Source organism: Flavobacterium jumunjinense (assembly GCF_021650975.2).
Taxonomy (GTDB): domain Bacteria; phylum Bacteroidota; class Bacteroidia; order Flavobacteriales; family Flavobacteriaceae; genus Flavobacterium; species Flavobacterium jumunjinense.
Map to the genome: position 1 here is coordinate 4,262,898 of NZ_CP091285.1, position 26,211 is coordinate 4,289,108.

Consider the following 26,211-nt stretch of genomic DNA (forward strand, 5'->3'; position numbering starts at 1 on the left):
ATAATATCTCTTAGAATTTTACAAATAATATGAACCTTACTTTAGAAACAAAACGACTTCTTCTTAGACCTTTAGAACTTTCTGATGATGAAGATATGTTTCAACTTGACAACAACCCAAATGTTCATGAATATTTAGGAAAAAACCCAGTCCAGTCAATTGAAGAAAGCCGAGTTTATATTAAAAACATCAATGAACAATATTTAAAAAATAACATTGGTCGCTTTGCAGTAGTATTAAAAGAAACTGGTGATTTTTTAGGTTGGTGTGGATTAAAATTCATTACAGAAGAAGAAAACAATCATATTAATTTTTATGAAATTGGTTACCGTTTTAAAGAAGAGTTTTGGGGTCAAGGTTTTGCATACGAATCGGCAAATGCATGGTTAGAATATGCTTTTAATACATTAAAAGTATCTACTCTTTATGCTTCTGCACATATCAACAATAAAGGTTCTCGAAAAGTTTTAGAAAAAATAGGGCTTCAATTACAAAATGAATACTTATGGAATAATGAAATTCCATGTGTCTGGTATGAATTAAAAAAAGAAGTAGAGAAATAAAACAACCTCATTCAAAACTATAGAATGAGGTTATTAAAAAAAATAATCAAATTATAAAAAAAACATTATATCAATTTTATTTCACTAAAAGCTTAATTGCTTTATAGTCATGATTTGGACTCACTATTTTACAGAAATACAATCCTGTACTTAGTTTTCCTCTATTCATCATTATTTCATTTCTACCATTCACAGCATCAAAATTTATTTGTTCAACAATTTCTCCCAATTGGTTATAAACATATAATACAACCGACTCTTCTTGTAATGTTATAAAATGTAAACTTGTATTTGTTAACATAGGGTTTGGTTGTACTGAAATAGTTTCTAAATCTGAGCTATCAAACGTTTCTATAAAATCTTTCGAAAAACGAATTGCTTCAAGTGTCATTTCTTTAGTTACTACTGTTCCATTTTCAGATTTCATAGTAAATACAATTGTTTTAACATCATCTAAAATTAATTCTGAACCATCTGTCGTTGTAAAAGCAGAAAAAGGAATGGCATAGTCTTTAAGAGTACTTGTTAAAACAATTGATGTTTCATACTGTTCTTCCCAATTAGTAATACTTTCTTTCACAAATCTAATTTCCAAAGTTCCAGTTCCCTTAGCTTTTAATTTAAAACTTTGATATTCTGATAAATCTACTGCTTTAAATCTAGGTGTAAGTGCTCTATAAACAGCTATATAATCTGAAGTGTTTGCGCTTAAAACAACATTTCTTTCAATTGGAAATTCATCAATATCAAAAAGAGTTGAATTTGGTAAAATAGCATAATTCATAACTGTTGTGTTTGTTCCTGCATCATCTACGCCCCAAGGCCCATCAGACATAAACAAATCGTCTGGAATTGCAACACCATCACCAAGTCTAAATCCTACATCAAAAAGATTTCCTGTAGCTAATTGCAAATTCGTTATATAATTTCCTGCAAGGTTAATTTGAGAGGTTAATGTACTACTTGCACTTGTTTCAGTTACTCTTAACCCTGCGTCAAAAGTTACATTTTGTGTACGATTCGTATTAACAACTTGCAAATCTAAACTACCATTATTATACTTTCCTTTTCTAACATATACAGTTGGAGGCAATGAATTATTAAAATCTGAAATTGTTTTCTGTGTATTAACTAAATTTAAAACCTCTCCTCCTAATCCATATAAATCATCTAGAGAGTTTGTCCATATTTGGAAATTATAAAAAGTAACATTATCTTCATAAGAATCTAAATTCCAATGACTTTCTATTGCGAAATTAGTTTCATTATTAACTACTTTTGCAGAAAAGCTTAATACAAACTCCATTGAACCGTCTGTATTTTTAATTATCGATTTAATAAACGTTTGTCCATTAATTTCGATTGTTGAAACCGATAATAATTGTGCTCCTAATAATCTATCGCAAATGTATTTTGTATGTTCATAAACTCCTTCATCCGTTTTTAGTGCTAAAATTGAAGCTATCGACTTATTATTTTTTATATAATCTACAGAATAAACAGCTGTTGCATTCGTAATAGCTAATAAATCTGTAGGAGTAGATTCAATTACTTCATCTTCAAATATTGTTCCTAACGGAATGAAATCTGCTAATTGAAAATTATTTGGATTTTTATTGCCGTAACTAGCTGTTCTAGTTACTTTTCTTGCTTTCTCACTATTGAATTTATAATTATTTCTTGTTCTATTAAAATTACGTTTATTAATTTGTTCAGCCAATCTATTATTACTTTCTAAACCACCGTTATTACCTCCAGAAACAGGAGCTTGAATTACAGGACATGAAGCATAACCAGAACAAGAAGGGTCATCACAATCTACTAATCCATCACCATCATCATCAATACCATTTACACAATCTTCCTGAGGAACTGGAGCAGTTGGACAACGCGCTCCATCATTACTTGAACTAGAAGGACCAAAAGCAAAAAGATTTGAAGTCATTCCATTAGAACCAGTCAAATTTTGAACATTTTTAATCATATATATAGTTCCCGTTTGATTAGCTGATACATAAAAATTTCCTGATGCATCAAAATAAACCGCTCCATAAGTATAACTTAAACCACTCAAAATTGGCACTTCCCCTAACGGAATTACACTCCCATTAGACGAGTCAATTCTGTATAAAATGTTAGAATTTTGTTCAACAGTGTACAAATAACCATCGTTAGCATTAAATGCCCAATCATGAACAGAAATACCTTGGGATAAACTTTCAGTAGAAATATAAAGTCCATAATTTGGTGACGAAGGATTTAAATCCACCTTATAATAAGTAGCTCCACCAGCTTTTAAAAAATATATTCCATTACTATCAATATCGCCTACATATTTATTTCCACTTGTTAATTCGGGAATATAATAAGTTGTAGTAGCAAAGTCTTGTCCGATGCGAACAATGGTTTTATCGGGCGAATTTAAATACCCCCAAATATATCCATCTGCAGGGTTATATGCTGCAGCATTGATATTACCAGGAGTTACATCTGTAGCTACAAGATAGGAGTTTCCAGATGCTAAATCTATGGAATAAACATCATTGTATTGAAAAAGATAGGCATTATAATCACAATTAAAAGGATTGTTCTGTGCTAATATATTAGAATTAATCAATATAAAAAGACCGATTAACCATATTTTATTTAAGTAGATAGTAGTTTTCTTCATGCTATTGATTTTAATTTGTTACATAAAATTAAGAGTAAATATCTCGCCATTTTAAAAACTTCGTTTAATACAACCTAGTCATCGATTAATTGCGCTTTTCTTTCGACGAACCTTTTTTACCTTTAAAAATTATGAATGTTTTAAAATATAGACTTTACAAAGTGTATTAATAAAACAATCTTGTAAAAAATTACAAAACCATCTTATATGTCTGATTTTCAATAAAAAACAATAATTAAAGGTACAAAAAAAATGATTCGATAAAAAAGAAAATGTTATTAATTTTTAAAGCTTACAGGTAAAATCAAATCATACTTTTGTCTACTTATAAAGTACAAACGTTAAAAAAAACTAAAAATTCAAATCGCAAGCAAAACCTAAAAAGTAATTCTCACTATATTTAGAGCTTTTAACAACCAAACCAAAACTTTCTATGAGAATTTACACACTCTTGATTGTTTTTTGTATCTCATTTTTAAGTAATGCTCAAGATTACTTTCCAAAAAATGACGGTGTAAAACAATCATTTAAAAATCATGTTGCAATAACCAATGCAACGATTTATGTTTCTGCAACACAAAAAATAGACAAAGCAACACTCCTATTTAAAGAAGGAAAAATTGTAGACGTTGGTACCAACATAACACTTCCAAAAAACGCAACTATAATTGATGCTTCTGGAAAAACAATTTACCCATCCTTTATTGATCTATATAGTGAGTTTGGTATAGACAAACCAAAACCAACAATACCTAAAGGTTTCTCAAGAGAATATGACTCAAGTAGAGAGGGTTTCTACTGGAATGACCACATCAAACCAGAATACAATGCCTATGAAAACTTAAGTTATGATACAAAAACAGCTGCATCACTAAGAAACATTGGTTTTGGAACAGTAGTAAGTCATCATAATGATGGTGTTATTGCTGGAACTGGATTACTTTGGACGCTAAATGATGAGGATAATAATGCTAAACGAATTCTAAACACAAAAATATCACAACATTTCACATTTAGTAGAAGTAAATTATCTAATCAAAGTTATCCTTCTTCATTAATGGGAAGTATGGCATTAATTCGTCAGGTTTATCATGATTCTAAATGGTATGCAGCAGGAAATTCAAAAACAAAAGACTTATCTTTAGACAGTTTTATTGCTAATAAAAATTTACTCCAAATTTTCGAAGCTGGAGATATTTTAAACAAATTAAGAGCAAATAAAATTGGGAAAGAATTTGGCGTAAATTACCTAATTAAAGGAGATGGCGATGAGTTTGTGAAAATTGAAGAAATAAAAAAAACAAGGGCGACTTATATTATCCCTTTAAACTTTCCAGAAGCATATGATGTTTCAGATCCTTATTTAGCACAACAAGTTAGCCTAAGTGATATGAAGTTCTGGAATCAGGCTCCTTTCAATTTAAAAATAGTAGCAGAAAACGATGTGAATTTTGTTTTAACTGCATCAGATAATAAAGATGCTAAAGACTTTTTATCAAATTTAAGAAAAGCAGTTCTTTATGGACTTCCGAAGGAAAAAGCTTTAGCAGCACTAACGGAAATTCCTGCCAAATTATTAAACCAATCTAGCGTAATTGGCTCTCTAAACAAAGGTTCATTAGCGAACTTCATAATTGTTTCTGGTGATATTTTTGAAGAAAAAAGTACCATTCATGAAAATTGGGTTCAAGGAAATAGAAATATTATTGATAAAATGAATATTGAAGATATTCGTGGTGATTATGATTTAACTTTCAACAATGAGACATTCGAACTAAAACTTTCTGGAGAACTAGATAAGCTTGAAGCTAAAGTATCTAAAGACAGTATTGAATATGGTACAAAAACAACATATAAAGAACCATGGATTTCATTTGTTGTAAAAACAAAAGATACTGTAAACACATCCTATTATAGATTAACAGGTGTTAAAAACAAAAATACTCTAGAAGGTAAAGCTATTTTAGAGAATGGAAAAGAAACTGTTTGGACAGCAACTAAAAAAGAAATAACTGACAAGAAAGAAGATAAAAAAGAAGACAAGAAAAACGAACCAAAAGTTCCTGAAATGATTCCTGTATCGTTTCCTAATATTGCTTTCGGTAATAGCGAAAAACCAAAACAAGAACGTATTCTTTTCAAAAATGCAACAGTTTGGACAGGAGAAAAAGAAGGTAATCTTACAGACACCGATGTACTTATTGAAAATGGAAAAATCATTCAAATTGGAAAAAACATTTCAAATTCTAATGCTAAAATAATTGATGCAACAGGAAAACACCTTACTGCAGGTATTATAGATGAGCATTCTCACATTGCAGTTTCGAAAGGGGTAAATGAAGGTGGTCAAAACTCCTCTGCGGAAGTAACAATCGAAGATGTCGTAAATTCAGATGACATTAATATTTATAGAAATCTTTCAGGTGGAGTAACTTCTGCAAATCTATTGCATGGTTCCGCAAATCCAATTGGAGGACGTGCTGCATTCATCAAACTTAAATGGGGATATACACCCGATGAAATGATAATAAAAGACGCACCAAAATACATCAAATTTGCTTTAGGGGAAAACGTAAAGCAGTCTAACTGGGGAAGTGGTCGATTTCCACAAACAAGAATGGGTGTAGAACAAGTGTATGAAGATTACTTTTCTCGTGCTTTAGAATATAAAAAAGAATGGGCAAACTTCAATAACAATAAATCTAAAAACAAAGTAACACCACGTTTTGACATTGAAATGGAAGTTTTAGTACAAATATTAGACAAAAAACGCTTTATTACTTGTCATTCCTATGTACAATCTGAAATCAATATGCTAATGAAGTTAGCAGAGCGCTACAACTTCAAAATACAAACTTTTACACATATTTTAGAAGGTTACAAAGTAGCAGATAAAATGGCAGAACACGGTGTTGGTGGTTCAACATTTGCAGATTGGTGGGGTTATAAATATGAAGTAAAAGATGCAATTCCTTATAATGCAGCATTAATGAACGGGCAAGGTGTTGTTGTTTCAATTAACTCAGACGATGCGGAAATGTCTAGACGTTTAAACCAAGAAGCAGCGAAGGCTGTAAAATATGGAAATGTATCTGAAGAAACAGCTTGGAATTTTGTAACCTTAAATCCTGCTAAATTATTACAAGTAGATGACAAAGTTGGAAGTATTAAGGTTGGAAAAGATGCAGATGTAGTCCTTTGGACAGACAACCCTTTATCTATTTACGCAAAAGCAGAAAAAACAATTATTGACGGAATTATTTTCTATGATTTAGAAAAAGAAGCTGCAACTTTAGCAAGTATTCAAAAACAGCGTAGTATACTAACGAATGATTTATTAGAAGCTAAAAACAAAGGATTAAAAACACAAGCTCCTAAGAAAAAAGAAATTGGTCATTACCATTGCGATACTGTCGGAGAAAATTGTAAAGTTGCACACTCTAAGTATCAATAATTTTAAATTTAGAAAAAAATGAAAAAATATATAGTCACATTATTAATTAGTTGTGTTGCCTTTAGCCAGCAAACTCCTGCTTCAAAACAGAAGGAAAGTATTTTAATTACTGGAGGAAAAGCACACATTGGTAATGGAAAAACAATCGAAAATAGCATAATTTCTATTGTAGATGGGAAAATTGCTTCAATTACTGATGGCACAGTAGCAAAAGTTAGTAAACACGATATTACAATCGATGCCACTGGAAAAGATATTTATCCTGGAATTATTGCTCCTAATGCAACACTGGGTCTAGTAGAAATTGATGCCGTTAAAGCTTCTAATGACGAAAACGAAATGGGACAAATGAACCCTCATATTAGAAGTATCATTGCCTATAATACAGAATCAGGATTAGTTGAAGCAGCACGCCCGAGTGGTGTTTTATTAGCACAAATTGCTCCTAGAGGAGGAAGGATTTCAGGTACTTCATCTGTTGTGCAATTAGACGCTTGGAATTGGGAAGATGCAGTAATTAAAGAAAATGATGGTATTCATCTAAACTGGCCAAGAAGTTATTCACGTTCTGGATGGTGGGCAGAACCAGGAGGAATTGAGCCAAATAAAAAATACGATGACCAAATTAGAGAAATTCAAGATTTTCTTAATGATGCGAATGCCTATCTAGGCTCTAATACTACAACTAGAGATATTCCTTACGAAGCTATGAAAGGTTTAGCTACTGGTGAAAAACAACTTTTTATACATGTAGATGGTGAAAAGGAAATTGTTGATGCTATTCTTTTTAAAAAGAAAAATAATATTCAAAAAATGACACTTGTTGGTGGTTATTATGCTTACAAAAACATCAGTCTTTTAAAGGATAATAATGTTTCTGTATTATTAAGAAGAGTACATGATTTACCTTTGTTAGAGGATGAAGATGTAAACTTACCTTATAAAAATGCAAAACTACTTTCAGACGCTGGAATTCTTGTAGGATTACAAAATGCTGGTGACATGGAACGCATGCAAATTAGAAACCTACCTTTTTATGCGGGTACTTGTGTTGCTTGGGGAATGAACAAAGAAGATGCTTTAAAACTTATCACCTCTAATACAGCAAAAATTATAGGTATAGATGGGAATTATGGTACATTGGAAACTGGTAAAAGTGCTACTCTGTTTATTTCTAAAGGAGACGCTTTAGACATGAGAACAAACAATGTAACAGAAGCTTTCATAGATGGTCGTAAAATTAGTTTAGAAAGTCATCAAACAGAGCTTTATGATAGGTATTCAGAAAAGTTTAAAGCTAAGAAATAAACTTTATACTAATAAAAAAAACACTCATAGATTTAATAACCTATGAGTGTTTTTTTTTCCATATCGTTTAGAAAATTAATCCGCAGGTATCAATTGACAACAATAACATATGTTTTTTTTATCACCTACTTCACACACGAATGAATTATAAGTATCAGAATCAGGATCAGCATCATGGTAACATATCAATCCAGCTCCCCAACAACTATTCCCTCCGTTAACTGCTTTTTGTTCATTTCTTGATAACTCTTGAATCCCTTTCAAGTTTAAAATTGATTTACTCATTGTTTATTTATTGTTTAATTAAAAATAATCTCAAACATTTAGCGTCAATTGAGATTTTGACTATTCTTGCATTCCAATTTATCTTGTTACTAATTTACAGCATTAGAGTTAATTACAAATAAATCATAAGAAAATTTTAACAAAAATGTTTTTTTTAAACACTTAAAGAATAATCATACCGATTTAAACAAGAACAAAAAGAGAAACTTTTCCTAAATTTGCTTTCTGATATTTTTAAAAATGAAACAAATAACTTCAATACAAAATCCATTTATTAAATCACTTGTTCAATTACAAGAAAAAGCAAAGATTCGAAAACAAACGGGCACTTTTTTAATAGAAGGCAAGCGAGAAATTGAATTAGCGATTAAAGGAGGTTATGAAATAGCTACTCTCCTATTTTATCCAGAATTAGTTACAAAATTGGAGTTACCTATTTATACTACAACAAATACAGAGAAAATAGAAATTTCAAAAGATGTTTTTCAAAAATTAGCTTACAGAGATACTACAGAAGGTGTTTTGGCCATTGCAAAAACAAAATCTTTACAATTATCTGATTTAAATTTATCTAAAAACCCTTTAATTCTTGTTGCTGAAGCTCCAGAAAAACCTGGAAACGTTGGAGCACTACTTCGAACTGCAGATGCCGCAAATATAGATGCAGTAATCATAGCTAATCCTAAAAGTGACATGTATAATCCCAATATTGTTCGCTCTAGTGTAGGCTGTTTATTTACAAGACAAATTGCAACCGCTACATCAGAAGAAGCAATAGCATATCTGCAAGAAAACAAGATCGCAATTTATGCTGCAACACTTCAAGACTCAACTTCATATCACACGCAAAATTATACTACTCCAACTGCTATGATTGTAGGAACTGAAGCAACTGGTTTATCTGAAATTTGGAGAAAAGAGAGCAAACAAAACATTATCATACCAATGCAAGGCGAAATTGATTCTATGAATGTTTCTGTAGCTGCAGCAATACTTTTGTTTGAAGCAAAAAGACAAAGAGGCTTCTAAAAAAAACACTTGAAACTTTTCGTTACAAGTGTTTTTTAATTTTTCAGCAAAAAAATGCCTCTTATCTTTTAAAATTAATCTATTGTACTAAATTAAAATAATACCACTGACTTGTTCCATCACAACTTGGGTTGGAAGAATCACTATAAACAAATCTATAATTGAAATGTTTGTATGGAACATTAGGCAACGAAGGTGAAAAAGTTGGGTTTTGCATCGAAATTTGACCTTCATTGGTAGTCATCATTGGAATATTTTGAGTTGGAAACGAACCTAATGGTATTGGTTCAATTTGCATATACAAACTATTAGTTGCAGTAAAAACCACATTTGCATTCCAACTAAAAATAACACTGTAATCATAAACGGGAGAATCCGATACTTTATGAGTTGTGCTAAAATTAATATCAAAACAAGGTAATGGAGCCGTTACGTTTTCAACAACCGATTCAAGCTTATTAAACTCTTCGGAATTATTATACAGAACATAATTTTTGAAACCTTCAAAAGTTTCATTTGTAACTTCATTTCCTATTTCATTATCTGAAGAACAAGACAATAAAAACAGAAAAAACAAAACTGTAATTTTTTTCATGGTAAATTTAAATTTGGGGCTGCAAAGGTAGTAAAATATTTTTAAATTTCTTACCATAGAAAAGCGCTTGCACAATCCATATCTTTGTTATAACTTTATGTTGTAAAGAAAGTATATGACAGAACTTGAATTAGAAGCAGAAAACAAAGCAATTGCGCAAGAATATAAAGAATTACTTCGCATTAGCTATCAAACCCTCACAACCGAAGACAAAAAACTTATCCGTAAAGCATTTGATGTTGCTGTTGATGCTCACAAAGAGCAAAGAAGAAAATCTGGAGAAGCATATATCTTCCACCCTATTGCTGTTGCAAAAATTGTTGCTTCAGAAATTGGTCTAGGTGCTACTTCTATAGCTGCTGCATTAATGCATGATGTTGTTGAGGATACTGATATCACTGTGGATGACATTACAAAAATGTTTAATCCAAAAATTGGTCAAATTGTAGAAGGTTTAACTAAAATATCAAAAGTAAAAACAGAACAAGATGTTTCTATGCAAGCGGAAAATTTCCGTAAAATGCTACTCACATTAAATGACGATGTTCGAGTTATACTTATTAAAATTGCAGACCGATTACACAACATGCAAACAATGGGTAGCATGGCAGAATACAAACAAGCCAAAATTGCTTCCGAAACTTTATATATCTACGCACCATTAGCACATCGTTTAGGCCTATATAATATTAAAACACAATTAGAAGATTTAGGTTTAAAATATACAGAACCCGATGTTTTCAATGAAATTGTAAGCAAAATAAAAGAAACAAAGCAAGAACAAGACGAATACATCAAATCCATTTCTAGTTTAATTTCAACGTCTTTAAACAATGAAGGTATAGAATACAGCATAAAAGGTAGACCCAAATCTATTTATTCTATACGTCGAAAAATGAAAGCTCAAGGGGTAACTTTCGATGAAGTATATGATAAATTTGCACTTCGAATTATATATAAATCAGAACCAAGTGATGAAAAATTCTTAGCTTGGAAAATATATTCTGTAGTAACCGATCATTATCGCCCAAGTCCAAGTCGCCTCCGAGATTGGATTTCTTCTCCAAAATCTACTGGTTATGAAGCACTTCATATTACTGTTATGGGGCCAAAAGGAAGATGGGTAGAAATACAAGTTCGTAGTGAACGAATGGATGAAATTGCTGAAAAAGGATATGCAGCTCATCATAAGTATAAAGGAGTAGGCTCTGAAGAACACGGATTAGAAATTTGGCTAAATCAGCTGAAAGAAGCACTAGAAAGTCAAGCAGCAAATGCCGTAGATTTTGTAGAAGACTTTAAATTGAATCTATATTCTAAAGAAATCTATATTTTTACACCAAAAGGAGATATTAAATCTTTACCAAAAGGGGCTACAACTTTAGATTTTGCCTACAGCATTCATACCGATATAGGATCAAAAACAAGAGGAACAAGAGTAAACGGAAAATTAGTTCCTTTAAATTATATTTTAAACAGTGGTGATCAAGTAGAAATCATCACATCTATAAATCAAAAGCCTACAATACAGTGGCTTGATTATGTGACTACTTCAAGAGCCAAAAACAAGATTAAAAACTCATTAAATGAGAATACTAAAAAAATTGCCGAAGACGGAAAAGAAATTTTAGTTCGAAAACTTCGTCATTTAAAAATTACATTAAACGAAACAACAACGAACGAACTTGTAAATTTTTTCAAATTACAAACCAGTTTAGATTTGTTCTATCGTGTAGGAATTGGAGCTATTGAAAATCAGAAATTGAAAGATTATGCTGCGCAAAAAAGCAACACACTTGTCAATTTCCTAAAGAAACCATTCAATCGCGCTCCAAACGTAAAACCTGAACAGATTCAAAAAAATGAAATCAGTAAAAAATACGACTTATTAGTTTTTGGAATAGAACAAGACAAATTAGACTATAAGTTATCAACTTGTTGCAACCCAATACCTGGCGACGAAGTATTCGGTTTCATAACCATTAGCGAAGGTATAAAAGTGCATCGAAAAGATTGCCCTAACGCAATTAGTCTTCAATCGAACTATGCTTATCGAATAATTCCTGCAAAATGGATAGACTCTAGTCAAGAAGAATTTAGAGCAATGCTAAACATTACTGGAATGGATAGTATTGGATTAACTAATGATTTAACAAAAGTAATTTCAAACCAAATGCATGTAAACATTCAAAACATATCATTAAACGGTGATGCAGGCATTTTTAATGGAAAAATTACAGTGATTGTACCTAATAATACCATTTTAAAACGTCTTATCGATAATATTAAAAAAGTAGATGGTATAGATAAAGTAACACGTATTTACCAAAATTAATTTATATTTACACCCAATAGAAATTTGCAAAGCATTAACACAAGTAATATTAATTGTTAAAAAAAACTTCTAAGTTATAATCTCTAACCTTTAAGTTTACTTATCTTTGCACATATTCAGTTAATCCAATATGGAAGACAATAAAAATCAAGAAATTGTAAAAAACGTATTTACCAAATACCTTGAAGAAAAAGCACATCGCAAAACCCCTGAGCGTTATGCAATTCTACAAGAAATTTATAATTCAAAAGAACATTTTGATATCGAATCTTTGTACATCAAAATGAAAAACAAAAATTATCGTGTTAGTCGAGCTACCCTTTATAATACAATTGAGTTATTATTAGAGTGTGGATTAGTTCGTCGTCATCAATTTGGGCAAAATCAAGCACATTATGAAAAGTCCTATTTCGACAAACAACACGATCATATTATCCTAACAGATAGTGGCCAAGTAATTGAATTTTGTGATCCGCGTATTCAACAAATAAAAAAAACCATGGAAGAAATGTTTGAATTAGACATTCATACACATTCTTTATATTTCTATGGTACAAAAAAAGTAAAATAACACACATACTATTATTAATAATATAAACTAACTACTAAAAATGACTGTAGATTTATTACTAGGACTTCAATGGGGAGACGAAGGTAAAGGAAAAATCGTGGATGTATTAACTTCGAATTATGATATAATTGCACGTTTTCAAGGTGGACCAAATGCTGGCCATACTTTAGAATTTGACGGAATTAAGCATGTTCTTAGAACAATACCTTCTGGAATATTTCATAAAAATGCAATCAACATTATCGGTAACGGAGTCGTTATTGATCCAGTTGTTTTTCAAAAAGAATTAGAAGGATTGGAAAAATTTAAATTGGATATTAAATCCAAATTACTTATTTCTAGAAAAGCGCATCTAATCTTACCAACTCATAGACTATTAGACGCTGCTTCGGAAGCTTCTAAAGGTAAAGCTAAAATTGGTTCTACATTAAAAGGTATTGGTCCAACTTATATGGACAAGACTGGTAGAAACGGAATAAGAGTTGGAGATATTGAATTAGAAGATTTTAAATTACGCTATAGAACATTAGCAGACAAACATGAAGCTATGATCTCGTTCTATAATGTAGACTTACAATATGATTTAAAAGAAATGGAAGAAGAATTCTTTAATTCTATCGAGGACTTAAAGAAGTTAACTTTCATCGATAGTGAAGAATACTTAAACAACGCATTAAAAAACGGAAAAACAATTTTAGCAGAAGGGGCGCAAGGTTCTTTATTAGATGTTGATTTTGGGACTTATCCATTTGTTACTTCTTCAACTACAACTGCTGCTGGAGCTTGTACCGGTTTAGGAATTGCTCCTAACAAAGTAAAAGACGTATATGGAATTTTTAAAGCCTATACTACTCGTGTTGGAAGTGGACCATTTCCTACTGAACTTTTCAATGAAGAAGGCTTAACGATGGCTAAAGTTGGAAATGAATTTGGTGCTGTAACAGGCCGCCCAAGAAGATGTGGATGGCTCGACTTAGTCGCATTAAAATATGCAGTACAAGTAAACGGTGTTACACAGTTATATATGATGAAGGGCGATGTTCTTTCTGGATTTGAAACTTTAGACATTTGTACTGGTTATAAATACAAAGGTAAAGAGATTCAACATTTACCTTATAATATTGAACCAGAAAACATTGAACCTATTTTCACAACACTAAAAGGTTGGAAAGCAGATTTAACAGGAATGACAACTTACGAAGAACTTCCTGCTGAATTAAAAGAATATATAGAGTTCATCGAAAAAGAAGTAGAAGTACCAATTAAAGTTATTTCTGTTGGACCAGATAGAAAACAAACTATTACAAAATAAATTATCAAAACGCTTTCACATAGAAAGCGTTTTTTTATTATAAAAAAATCTTAATTGAGAAGTCTTATTCTACTTTTTACTTATTTTTGACACAAAATAAATTCAGTTGAAAAAAATAGCGCATTATATAATTTGCTTTTTACTGTTTGGAGCATTAACAAATGCTCAAGAAAAAGGAAAAAAGAAAGATTTAGGAACAAAAGAACAAACAAAAAAAATCATTATTGAACATTCTGATTTTATTGACATGAACCAATATGAAATTCCCGGAGCAACGGTCTTTACAGGAAATGTTAGAGTATTACATAATGGAACAAAAATCAATTGCAACAAAGCCTATTATTTTACCGATGAAAACTATGTAAAAGCTTTTGGAAATGTTCAAATTAACCAAGGAGATTCAATTACCATGAACAGCCGTTATGCTGAATATGATGGTGTAGACGAATTTGCTTTTGCAACTGGTGAAGTTTTTCTTCGTTCTCCAGAATCAACATTAACAACAGACACCATTTTCTTTGATAAAAAAAACCAAGTTGCCTACTATAATAGTCAAGGAACTATTGTAAATAAAGAAAACACATTAAAAAGTAATTCAGGACGCTATTTTATTAATTCTAAAAAATACCAATTCACATCAGCAGTAACAGTTACAAACCCGAAGAGCACAATTAAAACAAATCATTTAGATTATTATGAAAACTCTGGACATGCATATGTTTTCGGATCTTCAACAATAACAAGTAACGATAATGTAATTTATACTGAAAACGGATTCTACGACACCAAAAACGATGTTGGAAAACTCAAGAAAAACAGTAAAATAAGTTACAACAATAAAATTATTGAAGGAGACGATTTATATTACGATCAAAAAAGAAACTTTTCAAAAGGGATCAATAATGTCAAAATTACCGATACAGTGAACAACATGGTAGCAAAAGGACATTATGCTGAAATGTATCGCAACACCAAAACAAGAAAAGATTCAATTATTTTAACAAAAAGAGCCGTTGTAATTACAAAAATGGAAAACGATTCTTTATATATGCACGGAAAAAAAATACTTGTAACTGGTCCTCCAGAAGATCGAGTTATTAAAGCCTTCAATAATGTGCGTTTCTATAAAACAGACATGAGTGGAAAATGCGATTCTATCCATTCAAGTAATAAAACTGGTATAACCCAATTAATAGGAAGACCTGTTCTTTGGAACAACGACAATCAAATGACAGGAGACGTTATGCATTTAATTGGTAATAATGAAACAGAAAAACTAGATTCCTTAAAAGTATTAAACAACGCACTTATTGTTCAAAAAGACACATTAAGTAAAAACGGATACAATCAAATAAAAGGACAGTATCTTTTTGGTAAATTTAAAGACAACAAGCTAAGTGAAGTTGATGTAGTTAAAAATGCAGAAGTCATATATTATATGTATAACGACGAAAACGAACTTGTTGGAATAGATAAAAAAGTTTGTAGCAGTATGAATTTTGAATTTGAAGACAATCAAATTGTTTCACAAACTGCCTACAACCAAGTTGAAGCCAGTACCTATCCTGAATCTGAATTTCCTGAGAATGCACGGAAATTAAAAGGTTTTATTTGGAGAGGAGACGAGCGCATAAAATCTAAAGATGATATTTTTCCTGAAGAAGAGAACATTCTACATGAAAAAATTCTAATGGAAAGCAAAAAGAAATCTATTGAAGAAGATACTCCAATGGAAACTCTAAAAGAGACATTAGAATATGACAAAAAAAATCCGAAGCCAAAAGAAAATAAGAAAAAGTAACTTATAAAGAGCTATTAACAATAAATACAAACTCTATAAATCAACAATTAAAAATGATTGAAGATTTTTTCAAATACCAAGCACAAACTTCACCACATCCTTTAGCAATGGAAATTTCTCATGCTGAAGGAAATTACATATACGACACTAATGGAAAAGCCTACCTAGATTTTGTTGCAGGAGTTTCTGCTAATACATTAGGCCATCAACCCAAAAGAGTAAATAATGCCATAAAAGCACAATTAGATAAATATTCTCATGTAATGGTCTATGGTGAGTACGCACAAAAACCTTCCGTTGAATTTTGTAAATTACTCGCTTCACTCCTACCTGAAAGCCTAAGTAAAACTTATTTAGTCAACTCTGGAACAGAAGCAATTGAAGGTGCATTAAAACTGGCACGACGCGTTACAGGCAGAAGTCAATTAATTTCATGTCATAATGCCTATCATGGAAATACTATGGGAAGTATGAGTGTAATGGGGTTTGAAGAACGCAAACAAGTTTTCAGACCTTTAATACCTGATGTTGATTTTATCACATTCAATAACGAAGCAGATCTTGAAAAAATAACCACAAAAACAGCTGGAATTATTTTAGAAACTATACAAGGTGGTGCGGGTTTCATTCAGCCTGAAAACGATTTCTTACTTAAAGTACGAAAACGCTGTGATGAAGTTGGTGCACTACTGATATTAGACGAAATTCAACCTGGATTTGGAAGAACTGGAAAACTATTTGGTTTTCAAAACTATAATATGATTCCAGATGTAGTGGTTATGGGAAAAGGAATGGCCAGTGGAATGCCTGTTGGAGCGTTCTCTGCTTCTGCAAAAATGATGGATTTATTGAGTCACGATCCAAAATTAGGACACATCACAACCTTTGGAGGACATCCGGTAATCGCTGCAGCAGCTTTAGCAACTTTACAAGAAATTACAGAAACCAATTTAATAGAACAAACACTAGAAAAAGAAAAACTTTTTAGAGAATTACTACAACATCCTTTAATTTCTGAAATTCGAGGAAAAGGTTTAATGCTAGCGGTTATGACAGAAAGTCCTGAAATAACAAATCAAGTCATTTTAGAGTGTCACAAAAGAGGAGTCATTCTTTTTTGGTTATTGTTTGAAGGTAAGGCAATACGCATAACACCTCCTTTAACAATTTCAAAAGACGAAATTAAAAAAGGTTGTGGCATTATTCTTGACGTATTGGATTCAATAAAGAATTAAAAATCAAAATATTAGGCCATATCCTATAAAATTACTACCTTAACTATAGCAAAGATGTATAACTGTTAATTAAATTGTTTAAAACAATTCATACAGAAATGAGATAGTTCGGATAAAATGTTTAATTTTAATAAAGGACAAAACCATAAAATTATTGCTATGAGATTGAGTCACGATGAAGAAGAAAATAACCTATCCTTATCAAAGTTCGAGTCAATGTTAAAAACAAATAAAGTTTTTTTCTTTGATTCTGAAGAGTTTGAAGACATTATTCTTCATTATATGGATACTGGAAGAATGAATTTAGCTAAAAAAGCATTAAAGCTTAGTTTAGAGCAACATCCAAAATCTACTGGATTAAGATTAGTTCAAGTAGAAATGTTAATCTATGAAGACCGATTAGAAGTCGCTCAAAAACTACTTAATGACCTCTATGCTATAGAGCCAACGAATGAAGAAATATACATTCAACAGGCAAACATTTACTCTAAAAAAGACCAGCACGAAAAAGCTATAGAATCGCTAAAAATAGCTCTAGAATATACCGACGATTTTATAGATGTATATTCTATGATTGGAATGGAATATTTATTCATGGATAATCTCGAAAAAGCTAAAGAATTTTTCATAAAATGTCTTGATGAAGATACTATGGATTATTCTGCTCTTTATAATGTTATTTATTGTTTTGACTTTTTGGATCAAAACAATGAAGCAATAGCATATTTAGAGAAATTCATAGATAACAATCCATATAGCGAAGTTGCTTGGCATCAATTAGGGAGACAATTTTATGCGCTAAGAAACTACGAAAAAGCAGTTTGGGCTTTTGATTATGCTACAATTATCGATGAGAATTTCCTTGGTGCTTATCTCGAAAAAGCAAAAGGCTTAGAGAAATTAAAAAAGTATAAAGAAGCGATAGAATGCTATAATATCACAATGGAACTAGACGATCCAACCTCTTTTGCCCTGCTAAGAATTGGAAAATGTCATGAAAAATTAAACCAAAAAGATTTAGCAATAAAATTCTATTTAAGAACAGTACATGAAGACCCTTTATTAGACAAAGCATGGATTGCAATTACAGACTTCTACATTCGTCAGAAAAACTTCCAAAAAGCAATCTACTATGTTAACAAAGCGATAGCAATAGATGGAGACAATAGTTTATATTGGAAACGATTTGCTGCAATTAATCAAGGAATGCAGTTCTATGAAGAAGCAGAATTAGGCTATAGAAAAGCTTTTGAAGCAGGAGATATTAACCTTGATACTTTTGTTTTATGGACAAATATGCTTCAAGAATTGGGAGAATATGAAAATGCTATTGAAATATTACTTCAAGCAACAGAAGTATTCCCAGAAGAATATGAAATTGAATATCGATTAGCTGGTTTGTATTATTTAATATCAGATACTAAAAAAGGAAATTTCCATCTTAATAATGGACTACGATTGAATTTCAGAAATCATACTATGATTGAAGAAATTTTCCCTATAATGTGGAAGAAAAAAAGAGTACAAAACATCATTGAAAAATACAGAGAATAATAAAAAGTTTCTATAAATTTGTCATTCAGAATTTGATTTTAAATTCTGAATGACATTATTTTACAACCATGAGAAAACTTTTCCCCGATTATTTATTAATTACTTTAAAAGGAATCGCAATGGGAGCAGCAGATGTTGTTCCTGGAGTTTCTGGAGGAACAATTGCTTTTATCTCTGGTATTTATCAAGAACTTATAGATAGTATTAATAGTATCAATTATTCTGCTATAAAAAATGTTAGAAAAAAAGGAATAAAAGAAACTTGGAACTCCATAAATGGAAATTTCCTTATTTCGCTTGTATTGGGAATAGCATTGAGTGTTTTAACTTTTTCAAAAATAATCACACATTTATTAGAATCAAAACCCATTTTAGTTTGGTCCTTCTTTTTTGGACTTGTTCTTGCAAGTATCGCTTTCATTTGGAAAGAAATTACACAATGGAGCATTAAAACTTATATTGCATTAATAATAGGAGTTGTAATTTCATACTACATAACTATTGCAAAACCCGCTGAATCACCTGAAAGCCTTCCTTACTTGTTTCTATCTGGTTTTCTTGCAATTATTGCAATGATTTTACCTGGTGTTTCTGGAGCTTTTATTCTGTTATTAATGGGTTCCTATCAAACAGTGATTGGTACAATTAATCAATTTAGAGAAGGGCTAACTTCTCTAAATTTTGAAATTATAGGTCAAGCGATGGTGAAACTCATGACATTCGCATTAGGTGCAATTATTGGTTTAAAACTGTTCTCTAAAATACTAACTTGGATGTTTGCCAATCATAAAAACTCAACATTAGCTGTTTTAATAGGCTTCATGATTGGTTCTTTAAACAAGATTTGGCCTTGGAAAGAAGTATTAGAAACAAGAGTAAATAGTCACGGGGAAATTGTTCCTTTTTTAGAGAAAAGTATTTTACCTCAAAATTTTAATGGAGATCCTCAAATTTTAACGGCAATTATTATGTTAGTTTTCGGATTTGTATTAATTTTCGGCTTAGAAAAAATAGCCAATCGCTTAGGCAAAAACTAACAGCAATGTCAAAGAAGAAAAATAAGGAGAAAAAACAAATAAAATTTGGATTAGTAGGTAAAAACATCAGCTACTCTTTTTCTAAAAATTATTTCAACGAAAAATTTCAGACACTTCACTTTGATAATTGTGAATATGTAAATTTCGACATTGAATCTATAAAAAATTTCCCTAATATCATATTGGAAACTAAAGGTTTAAAAGGCCTAAATGTTACAATTCCCTACAAAGAAGATGTTATCCCTTATTTAGACAAGCTTTCCAAAAATGCAAAAAAGATTGGTGCAGTAAATACCATTGTAGTCTCAAAAAAGAAAAAATTAAAAGGTTACAATACCGATCATTATGGCTTTAAAAAAACATTAAAACCATTATTAGCTGACCACCATAAAAAAGCTTTAATATTAGGAACAGGTGGTGTTAGTAAAGCAATAGCATTTGCACTTAGGAGATTAAAAATAGAATTCGATTTTGTTTCTCGAAATCCAACAGAATTTGAACTTTCTTATGAAGAACTAACCCATGAAGTTTTTGAAGAATATCAAATTATCATTAATACAACTCCACTTGGAACCCATCCTAATATAGAAGAAGCTCCAAACTTAGATTATTCTTTATTTACAGACAAGCATATTGCTTATGACTTGGTTTATAATCCTGAAGAAACAACTTTCCTAAAACAAGCAAAAGCAAATGGAGCAACCATTAAAAACGGTTATGAAATGCTTCTTTTTCAAGCTGAAAAAGCATGGAATGTTTGGAATAGGTAATAAAAAACGCTATTGTATCATTAATTAGCTTTCTAACGAAATAATAAATTTCCTTATAGAGCCTAAAACTCCCCTTTTGTAAGTAATTGTTTTTAATTTATTAATCACCTTTAAGATTAAAGATAACAACTAGTTTCATTTCTTTAATTCAAGTAAGACAAACCAAAATATCATTCAGAAAGGCAACAAAAAAACCTCAAATGCTTGCTTTTTATTCAGCTTCACAATTTGCTATTTATAAAATATATAATTTTCTTTTGAATTTTAAATAGCCTTTAGTATCTTCGAGCTCAATTAGTAACCTTAAGCATTAAAAATGTTAGAAGAAAAGAATGATAACCTGCCACAAGCAGACGGACAAGAAAACCAAGAGTCTCAAGAAAATGTAATTACAATTAATCAATCTGCTTTAGATGAAATTGATAATTCAAATGCCGAAGAAAATGAAGACGACTCCATTCAGGATAAGCACATCATACCAATGTTGGATTATGATTCACTTTCAATGGAAGAACTTACTTCAGAACTAGACAAACTAGTTCACAACCACAAGGTAATGGCTATTAAAGACCATGTGGAGGAAATAAGAAAGTCTTTCATGAATCAATATCACGAATTATTAGATGAAAAACGTGATGAATTTAATAGCTCAAACACCGATGAAAATGCTACTTTTGAATATCATTTCCCTCTAAAAAACAAATTTGATGCAGCATATGATGATTATAAAACCAATAGAAATAATCATTATAACCAACTTCAGAAGAATTTAAAAAGTAACCTAGGATCTAGAAACGAGATAATTGAAGAATTGAAATTACTTGTTGACGGAACAGAAGAGAATCTTTCTATTAGCGACATGTTTAAGAGATTAAACGATATTCGCGATAAATGGAAAGCTGCTGGAGCAATTCCTAGAGATAAATATAATATTGTTTGGAATAATTTCCATTTTCATATTGAGCGTTTTTATGATTTAATGCATTTAGACAAAGAAGCTCGTGATCAAGATTTAAAAAACAATCTTGAGCTAAAACAAGCTATAATTGAAAAAGCAAAAACATTATTAGACGAAACAGATATAATGAAGGCTTTCCGTGAATTACAACTTTTACACCGGGTTTGGAAAGAAGAAATTGGACCTGTAGACAGAGAATATCGTGAAGCTATTTGGAATGAATTTAGTGAAATAACGAAACAAATTCACGACAGAAGAGAAGTATATTTCGGACAAGCAAAAGAAAGAGAAGTAGAAAATCTAACTAAAAAGAAAGAGATTATTGCTCAAATAGTTACTTTAGGAGAAGAAAAAATTCATTCTCATAACGGTTGGCAGTCACAAATTAAAAAAATGGAAGCATTACGCGAAAGTTTCTTTAAGGCTGGAAAAGTACCAGTTGAAGTTACTGAGCAAACTTGGACTGCATTTAAAACGGTTGTTAGAGCATTTAATGCAAACAAAAACGCATTCTACAAAGATATTAAGCACGAACAACAAGAAAACTTAAATAAGAAGTTAGCATTAGTAGAGAAAGCTCAGTCATTAAAAGAAAATGAAGACTTTAATGCGACAACTCCAGTAATGAAGAAAATTCAAGACGACTGGAAAAAAATCGGACACGTTCCTCGTAAATATTCTGATAAAATTTGGAAGGATTTCAAAGATGCATGTAATCATTATTTTGATAGAATGCACGAGGTGAGAAATACAGAAAATGAAGAAGAAGTGCAAGCTTTCGAAAAAAAGAAAGACTATTTAGACAACTTAAAATCATTTGAACTAGTTGGAGATCATAAAACCGATTTAGACGCTATTAAGGTACATATAGAATCTTGGAAAAGTCTTGGGAAAGTTCCTTTTAACAGAAGACATATTGAAGGGAAATTCAACAAAATACTAGATGCATTGTTTGAAAAACTTAGTTTATCTAAAAAAGATACTGAGATGATGAAATTCGATGCGAAATTAGATCAATGGGTTGCAAATGAAGATGAGCGTTCTATTGAAAAAGAGCAATTCTTCTTAAGAAAGAAAATTGACGAAGTTCAAAACGAAATATTCCAATTAGAAAATAATATTCAATTTATAAGTAGTAGTTCTAAAGGTGAAAATCCATTTATTAAAGAAGTGCAAAAAAGTATTGAAAGACACAAAGAAGAATTAAAACTTTGGAAAGAAAAACTTAGTAAACTAAGAGCTATTTAAAGTTCTATTTTTTACCTATACTAATCCCGTTATATTTTTATAACGGGATTTTTTTTATTTTAATTTCTTATTACTTACAAATTCATTTATTCTAAAAAAAGAAGGCGTTTTTCCAAAACTACGTATTTATACGTACGAAAAACAGCCAAAATTACGTATAAATACGTATTGTTTTTTATTATTTGATGTGCTAACTTTGATAAAAGATGTTAATGCAACTACATTAAAGTCTAAGAATTCATAACTATCAAACATTTGCCTTAAGGGGGGTAACCAATGTTAAATACATAAAAAATAAAGAGTATGAAAACTTTAAAAATGAGCATTAAAAGTGATGAAGGAAAAGTAATTGGTTTTAAAATTGACAGAGAAGTAATTGAAGGTTTATATATTACATTCGATATTCTTAAAGTAATAGACAATTACGCCAACTTTAAAATTAAATATGAAGATGTTGAAGATGGTGAGATTGCTACTAAAATTTGTAAAAAAAAGAACATAATTATATTAAACATAAAATTAGACAATGACAATCATGTTCAATATCTAATTGATAAGAATATGTGTATTAAAGAACTTTTCGAACTTCCAGACAATGAAATACCCTATTTCTTCAAGAATAAAATAAAAGAAAGTTTTGATATGTATAAGCAAAATATAAGTTCAAAACTGATTACATTAAATACAAAAGCAAACGACATTTACTATTCAATTAGTTCATAATTTCATTCAACTATAGAAACTACTCTCTGCAAATCGTTATACTAGCATATAGCGATTTGCTTTTTTTTTATGTTTTAAAAAACTGGATTCAACTAACTATTAAGCAATATTTTAAACCAAAAATAACTTATAAAGCCCCCTTAAGTCAATCCAAAATAGCAATTGCTTTTTATGTATTGCTACTTTTTTAATTTCAATTGTTTGTTTCCCTTCATAAAGCTCGAACTTAATCTCGTTATTATTAAAAAAAAGTAACTATAGTTGAATCTATATTAAATGACACGTATTTCTTTTAAAGTGTTAAAAAAAAAATTCAAGCATAGAAAATTGAAAAATACTTATAAAATACGATTACTTAACACAAACTTATTTTTAAGTAAAAGTAAAAATTTGTAACTTTATACTTAATAAACATATTAAATAAACAAATTATGAAAATTTTTCAAAAAGCAGTAATGCTTTCAGCATTTTGTGTTTTATTTTCTTGCGAAACAGAGGAAAATGTAACAGAAATGGAAACAAAATCAACAGTTAAAACTGAAAAAACATCTGAAGTACGTTTTGATGTATACATTCAGTTAGAAGATTGGCAAAGTGGACAATCTGTTCCAGCAAATACGCTTCCTGGTTATAGCGCTACAAATGTAGCAACTGGAGCAACTTTTTACGATTCTATGTATGAAGTTGGCCTTTTTGAAAGCCTTCCTGTTGGAACCTATCGATTTGATGCTCGTGATGGTTATTTTGATGGAGCATCTTCTGCTATTGTAGAGGTTATTCCTGCAAATGAAACTCCAGACGGTTGGATTATTGCTACTTTAAAATATTGGTCGGAATAAACCTATTCTGATTAAAAAAAGCTGTCCAGAAAAATATAGATTTTATCATTTATTACTATGACAAAAAACTATTTTTGGACAGCTTTTAATTATTTCATTTTAGCTTTTTGTTCTTCATACAAAGCGACACATTTCTTTTCAAAATTAAAATAAATAGCATCACTAAAATTTTCAATAGTAGTTTCAGTCAATACTATTTTTGCATTAATCAATGGCAATTTTATCAGTTTTTCATCAATAACAGCATAAAAGTCACCAATGTAGTTATTTGTTAAAAGATCTATAGTAGATTTTCCACTTCCTCCTTTTACTTTTTCTCCATATTTTGTCCAGCTAATATCATAATCCGTTCGAGTGATTTTTATGAGTTGCATTTTCTTTATTACTTTATTATACAAAAACTCATTAATAAACCCTGAACGATCATAATCATTCCAAAACTCAAAACCTTTCTTGGTTTCAACTAAGGTGTTACCGAAATTTAAACTTGGAATTCCTTTACTTTCCATTTTTTTAAAGTGCTGTGTAGATAATAAACACACTAATTTCTTTGTATCGCTATCAATATAAACCGTGTCTTTTATGGAATCTCCATCAAAATCTTTACTAATTCTTCGAGTAGATTGTGCTAAAATACAGTTAGATAATAGCATAAAAATTAGAATATATTTCATTATGTTTTATTTAGTTTATACATCAAGTTTGACCATCCATTCCACCCATAGGATCCTTGTATCATAATTGTATCGTTTTCCGTAAATATTTCAAAATACGCCCTACCGAAAGAACCTTTATTAGCTTTCGATTTAATTACAAAAAGTTCAGATTCAAAATTTCTAATAGCATCAATATCTTTTAATTCCAATCTCTTTTTTTGTTTTCCAATTACTTCAATGTATTGGGTTCTTTTTTTCATACTAACTTTATAATAGGAATAAAATGATGCTGGTCCTCTCCCATTCATTTTTACCTTATAGGTTTCTCCATTTATCATATTATCAATGAGTGACTCACTATATAACTTATTCTTTGGAATTGAATCATAAACAATTTTAATCTTCTTTTCTGTGTTATTCTTTAAAGTAAATTTATTAATCACTTCTTCATTAAAAATATTAAGATATTTTAATTCATAAGTACCATCCGGTAATTCATTAAATCTAAGTGTATCTTTAGATAAGAACTCTTGAAAAATATTTGTTTTAAAAAAAATAGCATCTTCATTTTTAATTTGTAAGTAGGGAAAACGAATGGAAGAAGAATCGACAATCTCTTTCTTTAAAAGTATAATTTCTAAACTATTAGCTTCTTTTTTACAACTTATAAGCAATACAAACGCAATAAAACTTAAAACAATCCTCATAAATCATGCTATTTAAAATACTCATTCTTTAACACACTTCAATTTTATATTATAAAACAACTTCCTGTCTCCTTCCGAAGAACATTCATATCTATTTAATAAAACAATGCTATTTTTCTTCATCTTGAAAAAATAACGATTCAAGAATTCGGTTTCTTTTTCTTTACCTTCTTTATTTTCATAATAACTAAATAAAAACAAGATTCCATTATCAATGTTCCAGATTCCTGTTTCCTGATAAGTAACGATTTCATGACCTACAAATTTATAACTTCTATGATATGTTTTATCTTTATAAAGCGACAAACTATCAACTTCTTGACATTTAAATTCTCCACATTTTCCTTCCTTATAAAAAGCATATTTTGAATCAATTTCTTGAGAATACAGACTTGTACCTAAAGAAAATAGTAATAATAAGATGAACTTATTCAATAATGCTAAATTGGACATATATTTTTAATTTAAGTAGTAGTAAAGTAAAATTGTTTATTTAAATTATATTAACAAAGACTATTAAAAACCTTGTTTTATAAAATATTTTGAAAGAATTATGCAAC

Annotated in this window: 21 protein-coding genes; 15 read left to right on the top strand and 6 right to left on the bottom strand. The window is 30.2% G+C overall.

Annotation, left to right across the window (positions count from 1 at the left end; all coding sequences use genetic code 11):
- Positions 1 to 29 precede the first annotated feature (29 nt).
- Positions 30 to 563 carry a GNAT family N-acetyltransferase gene (locus L2Z92_RS19305; protein WP_236456346.1) on the top strand — a complete coding sequence of 178 codons (534 nt, stop codon included), beginning with the start codon at positions 30 to 32 and terminating at the stop codon, positions 561 to 563.
- Between the two features lie 76 nt (positions 564 to 639).
- Here the strand turns inward: L2Z92_RS19305 and L2Z92_RS19310 are convergent, their stop codons facing one another.
- Positions 640 to 3,234 carry a DUF6923 family protein gene (locus L2Z92_RS19310; RefSeq protein WP_236456347.1) on the bottom strand — a complete coding sequence of 865 codons (2,595 nt, stop codon included), beginning with the start codon at positions 3,232 to 3,234 and terminating at the stop codon, positions 640 to 642.
- Between the two features lie 433 nt (positions 3,235 to 3,667).
- Here L2Z92_RS19310 and L2Z92_RS19315 point away from each other — a divergent pair, with 433 nt between their 5' ends.
- Together L2Z92_RS19315 and L2Z92_RS19320 are read left to right on the top strand one after the other, a co-directional pair.
- On the top strand, positions 3,668 to 6,688 hold the full coding sequence (locus L2Z92_RS19315) for an amidohydrolase family protein (RefSeq protein WP_236456348.1): 3,021 nt from the start codon (positions 3,668 to 3,670) through the stop codon (positions 6,686 to 6,688).
- An 18-nt stretch (positions 6,689 to 6,706) separates the two neighbouring features.
- Positions 6,707 to 7,996, top strand: a complete 1,290-nt coding sequence (locus L2Z92_RS19320) for an amidohydrolase family protein (protein ID WP_236456349.1) — start codon at positions 6,707 to 6,709, stop codon at positions 7,994 to 7,996.
- Positions 7,997 to 8,071: 75 nt separating this feature from the next.
- On the opposite strand, the gene L2Z92_RS19325 is transcribed toward L2Z92_RS19320, so the two are convergent.
- Positions 8,072 to 8,281: a hypothetical protein gene (locus tag L2Z92_RS19325; RefSeq protein WP_236456350.1), complete on the bottom strand. Its 210-nt coding sequence runs from the start codon at positions 8,279 to 8,281 to the stop codon at positions 8,072 to 8,074.
- 240 nt (positions 8,282 to 8,521) lie between these two features.
- On the opposite strand from L2Z92_RS19325, the gene L2Z92_RS19330 reads away from it, so the two are divergent.
- A complete protein-coding gene (locus tag L2Z92_RS19330; protein ID WP_236456351.1) occupies positions 8,522 to 9,310 on the top strand; it encodes a TrmH family RNA methyltransferase in 789 nt (262 codons plus the stop codon).
- Between the two features lie 79 nt (positions 9,311 to 9,389).
- Here L2Z92_RS19330 and L2Z92_RS19335 read toward each other — a convergent pair whose 3' ends face one another.
- Positions 9,390 to 9,905, bottom strand: a complete 516-nt coding sequence (locus tag L2Z92_RS19335; protein WP_236456352.1) for a hypothetical protein — start codon at positions 9,903 to 9,905, stop codon at positions 9,390 to 9,392.
- Positions 9,906 to 10,020: 115 nt separating this feature from the next.
- On the opposite strand from L2Z92_RS19335, the gene L2Z92_RS19340 reads away from it, so the two are divergent.
- From L2Z92_RS19340 to L2Z92_RS19390, 11 genes are all read left to right on the top strand, one after another.
- The gene (locus L2Z92_RS19340; RefSeq protein WP_236456353.1) at positions 10,021 to 12,240 is read left to right on the top strand and encodes a RelA/SpoT family protein; all 2,220 of its coding nucleotides are present in this window, start codon (positions 10,021 to 10,023) and stop codon (positions 12,238 to 12,240) included.
- Positions 12,241 to 12,370: 130 nt separating this feature from the next.
- Positions 12,371 to 12,811, top strand: coding sequence for a Fur family transcriptional regulator (locus L2Z92_RS19345; protein ID WP_236456354.1), 441 nt, complete (start codon positions 12,371 to 12,373; stop codon positions 12,809 to 12,811).
- A 40-nt stretch (positions 12,812 to 12,851) separates the two neighbouring features.
- Positions 12,852 to 14,123 (top strand): adenylosuccinate synthase, encoded by a 1,272-nt coding sequence (locus tag L2Z92_RS19350; protein ID WP_236456355.1) that lies wholly within the window; start codon positions 12,852 to 12,854, stop codon positions 14,121 to 14,123.
- A 106-nt stretch (positions 14,124 to 14,229) separates the two neighbouring features.
- Positions 14,230 to 15,924, top strand: coding sequence for an OstA-like protein (locus L2Z92_RS19355; RefSeq protein WP_262912994.1), 1,695 nt, complete (start codon positions 14,230 to 14,232; stop codon positions 15,922 to 15,924).
- Positions 15,925 to 15,977: 53 nt separating this feature from the next.
- On the top strand, positions 15,978 to 17,159 hold the full coding sequence (locus L2Z92_RS19360; RefSeq protein WP_236456356.1) for an aspartate aminotransferase family protein: 1,182 nt from the start codon (positions 15,978 to 15,980) through the stop codon (positions 17,157 to 17,159).
- 159 nt (positions 17,160 to 17,318) lie between these two features.
- Complete coding sequence (locus L2Z92_RS19365; protein WP_236456357.1) at positions 17,319 to 18,713, top strand: tetratricopeptide repeat protein; 1,395 nt, start codon at positions 17,319 to 17,321, stop codon at positions 18,711 to 18,713.
- Between the two features lie 68 nt (positions 18,714 to 18,781).
- Positions 18,782 to 19,750, top strand: a complete 969-nt coding sequence (locus L2Z92_RS19370; protein WP_236456359.1) for a DUF368 domain-containing protein — start codon at positions 18,782 to 18,784, stop codon at positions 19,748 to 19,750.
- A 5-nt stretch (positions 19,751 to 19,755) separates the two neighbouring features.
- Positions 19,756 to 20,520 (top strand): shikimate dehydrogenase family protein, encoded by a 765-nt coding sequence (locus L2Z92_RS19375; RefSeq protein WP_236456360.1) that lies wholly within the window; start codon positions 19,756 to 19,758, stop codon positions 20,518 to 20,520.
- Between the two features lie 316 nt (positions 20,521 to 20,836).
- Entirely contained in the window at positions 20,837 to 22,726 is a 1,890-nt protein-coding gene (locus L2Z92_RS19380; protein ID WP_236456361.1) for a DUF349 domain-containing protein, read from the top strand.
- A 303-nt stretch (positions 22,727 to 23,029) separates the two neighbouring features.
- Positions 23,030 to 23,449 carry a hypothetical protein gene (locus L2Z92_RS19385; protein ID WP_236456362.1) on the top strand — a complete coding sequence of 140 codons (420 nt, stop codon included), beginning with the start codon at positions 23,030 to 23,032 and terminating at the stop codon, positions 23,447 to 23,449.
- 431 nt (positions 23,450 to 23,880) lie between these two features.
- Positions 23,881 to 24,288 carry a hypothetical protein gene (locus tag L2Z92_RS19390; protein ID WP_236456363.1) on the top strand — a complete coding sequence of 136 codons (408 nt, stop codon included), beginning with the start codon at positions 23,881 to 23,883 and terminating at the stop codon, positions 24,286 to 24,288.
- A gap of 89 nt (positions 24,289 to 24,377) precedes the next feature.
- On the opposite strand, the gene L2Z92_RS19395 is transcribed toward L2Z92_RS19390, so the two are convergent.
- From L2Z92_RS19395 to L2Z92_RS19405, 3 genes are read right to left on the bottom strand one after another with little or no spacing between them, the layout of a single operon-like run.
- On the bottom strand, positions 24,378 to 24,962 hold the full coding sequence (locus L2Z92_RS19395) for a hypothetical protein (protein ID WP_236456364.1): 585 nt from the start codon (positions 24,960 to 24,962) through the stop codon (positions 24,378 to 24,380).
- A complete protein-coding gene (locus tag L2Z92_RS19400) occupies positions 24,962 to 25,651 on the bottom strand; it encodes a hypothetical protein (RefSeq protein ID WP_236456365.1) in 690 nt (229 codons plus the stop codon). The genes L2Z92_RS19395 and L2Z92_RS19400 overlap by 1 nt, the downstream gene beginning before the upstream one ends.
- A 21-nt stretch (positions 25,652 to 25,672) precedes the next feature.
- On the bottom strand, positions 25,673 to 26,104 hold the full coding sequence (locus L2Z92_RS19405; protein WP_236456366.1) for a hypothetical protein: 432 nt from the start codon (positions 26,102 to 26,104) through the stop codon (positions 25,673 to 25,675).
- Positions 26,105 to 26,211: the final 107 nt, after the last annotated feature.

Coding starts and splice junctions, on each gene's coding strand:
- L2Z92_RS19315 (WP_236456348.1), top strand. CDS start 3,668: ATGAGAATTTACACACTCTTGATTGTTTTTTGTATCTCATTTTTAAGT.
- L2Z92_RS19360 (WP_236456356.1), top strand. CDS start 15,978: ATGATTGAAGATTTTTTCAAATACCAAGCACAAACTTCACCACATCCT.
- L2Z92_RS19305 (WP_236456346.1), top strand. CDS start 30: ATGAACCTTACTTTAGAAACAAAACGACTTCTTCTTAGACCTTTAGAA.
- L2Z92_RS19390 (WP_236456363.1), top strand. CDS start 23,881: ATGAAAATTTTTCAAAAAGCAGTAATGCTTTCAGCATTTTGTGTTTTA.
- L2Z92_RS19345 (WP_236456354.1), top strand. CDS start 12,371: ATGGAAGACAATAAAAATCAAGAAATTGTAAAAAACGTATTTACCAAA.
- L2Z92_RS19370 (WP_236456359.1), top strand. CDS start 18,782: ATGAGAAAACTTTTCCCCGATTATTTATTAATTACTTTAAAAGGAATC.
- L2Z92_RS19320 (WP_236456349.1), top strand. CDS start 6,707: ATGAAAAAATATATAGTCACATTATTAATTAGTTGTGTTGCCTTTAGC.
- L2Z92_RS19310 (WP_236456347.1), bottom strand. CDS start 3,234: ATGAAGAAAACTACTATCTACTTAAATAAAATATGGTTAATCGGTCTT.
- L2Z92_RS19335 (WP_236456352.1), bottom strand. CDS start 9,905: ATGAAAAAAATTACAGTTTTGTTTTTTCTGTTTTTATTGTCTTGTTCT.
- L2Z92_RS19395 (WP_236456364.1), bottom strand. CDS start 24,962: ATGAAATATATTCTAATTTTTATGCTATTATCTAACTGTATTTTAGCA.
- L2Z92_RS19380 (WP_236456361.1), top strand. CDS start 20,837: ATGTTAGAAGAAAAGAATGATAACCTGCCACAAGCAGACGGACAAGAA.
- L2Z92_RS19405 (WP_236456366.1), bottom strand. CDS start 26,104: ATGTCCAATTTAGCATTATTGAATAAGTTCATCTTATTATTACTATTT.
- L2Z92_RS19365 (WP_236456357.1), top strand. CDS start 17,319: ATGAGATTGAGTCACGATGAAGAAGAAAATAACCTATCCTTATCAAAG.
- L2Z92_RS19350 (WP_236456355.1), top strand. CDS start 12,852: ATGACTGTAGATTTATTACTAGGACTTCAATGGGGAGACGAAGGTAAA.
- L2Z92_RS19385 (WP_236456362.1), top strand. CDS start 23,030: ATGAAAACTTTAAAAATGAGCATTAAAAGTGATGAAGGAAAAGTAATT.
- L2Z92_RS19325 (WP_236456350.1), bottom strand. CDS start 8,281: ATGAGTAAATCAATTTTAAACTTGAAAGGGATTCAAGAGTTATCAAGA.
- L2Z92_RS19375 (WP_236456360.1), top strand. CDS start 19,756: ATGTCAAAGAAGAAAAATAAGGAGAAAAAACAAATAAAATTTGGATTA.
- L2Z92_RS19340 (WP_236456353.1), top strand. CDS start 10,021: ATGACAGAACTTGAATTAGAAGCAGAAAACAAAGCAATTGCGCAAGAA.
- L2Z92_RS19400 (WP_236456365.1), bottom strand. CDS start 25,651: ATGAGGATTGTTTTAAGTTTTATTGCGTTTGTATTGCTTATAAGTTGT.
- L2Z92_RS19330 (WP_236456351.1), top strand. CDS start 8,522: ATGAAACAAATAACTTCAATACAAAATCCATTTATTAAATCACTTGTT.